This window comes from Streptococcus sp. DD10 (assembly GCF_001578805.1).
In the GTDB taxonomy this organism is placed as follows: Bacteria; Bacillota; Bacilli; order Lactobacillales; family Streptococcaceae; genus Streptococcus.
Window position 1 is genome coordinate 405,637 of record NZ_KQ969157.1, and the last position, 3,086, is coordinate 408,722.

The following is a 3,086-nucleotide window of genomic DNA, read 5'->3' on the forward strand; positions in this document are numbered from 1 at the left end:
TTCATGAATGTGCTCTACATTGGTCATTTTCTTGATATCCGCAGAAATTCCATAACCGTTGTTAATGCAGTAGAAAATAACAGGAAGGTTCCAGATGGAAGCCATGTTTACAGCTTCGTGGAAGGCTCCTTCATTAGTAGCACCATCTCCAAAGAAACAGACAACAATTTTTCCTGTTTTTTTCATTTGTTGGGTCAGGGCAGCTCCAACAGCGATTCCCATACCACCACCAACAATTCCGTTAGCACCAAGGTTTCCGGCATCTACATCTGCGATGTGCATGGAGCCACCTTTGCCTTTACAGGTTCCTGTGTATTTCCCAAGGATTTCAGCCATCATTCCATTGAGGTCAATCCCCTTAGCAATGGCTTGTCCATGTCCACGGTGGTTTGAAGTGATCAAATCATCTTCATTCAAGGCCAACATAGCACCCACGCTAGCTGCTTCTTCTCCAACAGAAAAGTGCGTCATTCCCGGCACTTTTCCTTTTTTACTAATTGAGCAATTTTCAAGTCCATACGACGGATTTCTTCCATCTTCCGAAACATCTCTAGTAAGAGATTTTTATCGATTGTTGACATAGTTTTGCCTTTCTAACTTTCTTCTTACCTTATTATTTTACTCCTTTTTGAAAACCCTGTCAAAATTTTTACTTATATATTTTCACAAACTTAAAAAGAATAAGGCTGTATTTATACTATTCGTTTAAATTAAGAGTGAATTTTCACAATATTTAAGTTGTTTTTTCATACCTTAAATCCCTAATTAGTATTAAAAATAACTTCATAATTTCTATGATGGATTTACCTACCCAGAAATTATGGAGTCCTAAAAACGAGAGCCCGACGGACTCTCGTTTTTAATCATATATAAACTAGTCTTTTCTTACATCTCGACGATTTTACCTGTTTCAAAATAAACAACCCATTCACAGATGTTTTTAGCATAATCACCAATACGTTCTAAGTACGAAATTACTTGGAAATAATCACGCCCTGTGACGATAGCCTCTGGATTATTTCGAATTTCGTTGGTTGCAAGTTCACGAATGCTGTCAAAATAATGATTAATTTTCTCATCCATTGCTGCAATTTCATAAGCTTGATTGACTGAACCATTAAGATATAATTCAAGTGCCGCTTCAACAAAGTTTTTGACTTCACGACCCATTTTCTTGATTTCTTCCTCAACGGATGGAATCCGCTCCTCGCCTTTCATTCGAATTGTAGCTTGAGCAATCGAAACAGCATGGTCACCCATTCGTTCAACATCAGAAACAGCTTTAAGTACAATTAAAACCATTCGCAAATCTGAAGCTACAGGTTGTTGAAGTGCAATCATTTCAACAGATTTTCTCTCTAATTTGACTTCATAGTTATTGATCTCAACATCTTCCTCTATAACTTCCTTTGCTAATTCACGATCATGTGTGACAAAAGCTCGAACGGTTCGATTGATTTGGGAGAGCACTTCCTGTCCCATAGCATAAAATTGATTATGCAATTTTTCTAAGTCTTCTTCAAATTGAGAACGTAACATGATTCTCCTCCTTATCCAAATTTACCAGTGATGTAGTCCTCTGTCTCCTTATGTTTAGGATTTAAGAACATTTTCTTTGTATCATTAAACTCAATTAAATCGCCTGCTAAGAAGAATCCTGTTTTGTCAGAAATCCGAGAGGCTTGTTGCATCGATCGTGTAACAAGGAGCATTGTATACTCATCTTTTAATCCATACAAGGTTTCCTCAATCTTACCAGCCGAAATTGGATCGAGTGCTGAAGTCGGCTCATCCAGAAGGATTATTTTCGGACTCGTTGCTAAAACACGCGCAACACAAACACGTTGTTGTTGACCACCAGATAATCCAATTGCTGAATCATGAAGTCGGTCCTTCACTTCATCCCAAATAGATGCTCCCTTTAGCGAGTTTTCAACAGCCGCATCTAAAGTTTCCTTGTCATTAATCCCATTGATGCGCAACCCATAAACAACATTTTCGTAAATAGTCATAGGGAAAGGATTTGGTTGTTGAAAGACCATTCCAATTTCTTTTCGAAGACCAACTGTATCTGTTCTTGGACTGTAGATATTATGACCATTGTAATTTACGGTACCAGTAGTTGTAACTTCAGGATTTAAATCCCCCATGCGATTGATTGCCTTAAGGAGAGTTGATTTTCCCGAGCCCGAAGGTCCGATAAGAGCTGTAATTTCCTTAGGCATAAAATCTAAGGAAACTGCATTAAGAGCCTTTTTTTTATTGTAGTATACAGATAAGTCTTTAACTTGTAAGATAGGTGCTATCATACCATTCCTTTCTAACCAAAATGACCTGATACATAATCATTAGTCGACTGTAATTTAGCATTTTGGAAAATATTTGCCGTTTTATCATATTCAATCAAGTCACCAAGGTAGAAGAAACCAGTGTAGTCACTTGAACGAGCCGCTTGTTGCATGCTATGCGTTACAATAATAATGGTATAGTTCTTTTTAAGCTCAAGCATTGTTTCTTCCAATTGAGCAGTTGCGATCGGATCAAGTGCTGACGCAGGCTCGTCCATAAGTAGAATTTCTGGTTTAACCGAGATAGCTCTAGCAATACAGAGCCGCTGTTGCTGTCCTCCTGAGAGTGTTAAAGCAGACTTATGTAAATCATCTTTTACCTGTTCCCAAAGTGCTGCTTGTTTTAGTGAAGTTTCTACAATCTCATCCAAAATTTGCTTATCTTTGATTCCCGCACGCTCATGAGCAAAGGTGATATTATTATAAATTGATTTTGCAAAAGGATTTGGACGTTGAAAAACCATACCAATATGTTTTCTCATCTCATAAACATTTATATCAGGTCGATTAACATCTGTTCCATGAAACCAGATTTCACCTGTTACCTTAGCGATATCAATCGTATCATTCATACGATTTAAACTGCGAAGATAAGTTGATTTCCCTGAACCAGAAGGACCGATAAGCGCCGTAATTTTATTCTTTTCAAACTGCATATCAATGCCTTTAATGGATTCATTTGAACCATAATAAACATGCAGATCCTTCGTTGACAAGGCAATTTTTTCTTCATCGGGA

At 37.6% G+C, this 3,086-nt stretch carries 3 protein-coding genes and 1 pseudogene; all 4 read right to left on the minus strand.

Annotated elements, in window-relative coordinates; genetic code table 11:
* Nucleotides 1-581: pseudogene (locus tag STRDD10_RS11405) on the minus strand (thiamine pyrophosphate-dependent dehydrogenase E1 component subunit alpha); the annotation flags it as partial.
* 304 nt (nt 582-885) lie between these two features.
* Nucleotides 886-1,539 (minus strand): phosphate signaling complex protein PhoU, encoded by a 654-nt coding sequence (gene phoU, locus STRDD10_RS01760; RefSeq protein WP_067192614.1) that lies wholly within the window; start codon nt 1,537-1,539, stop codon nt 886-888.
* Between the two features lie 11 nt (nt 1,540-1,550).
* Nucleotides 1,551-2,309, minus strand: a complete 759-nt coding sequence (pstB, locus tag STRDD10_RS01765; RefSeq protein WP_067192616.1) for a phosphate ABC transporter ATP-binding protein PstB — start codon at nt 2,307-2,309, stop codon at nt 1,551-1,553.
* A gap of 11 nt (nt 2,310-2,320) precedes the next feature.
* Nucleotides 2,321-3,086: phosphate ABC transporter ATP-binding protein PstB (gene pstB, locus STRDD10_RS01770; RefSeq protein WP_067192617.1), on the minus strand; the 766-nt coding region annotated here is incomplete at its 5' end.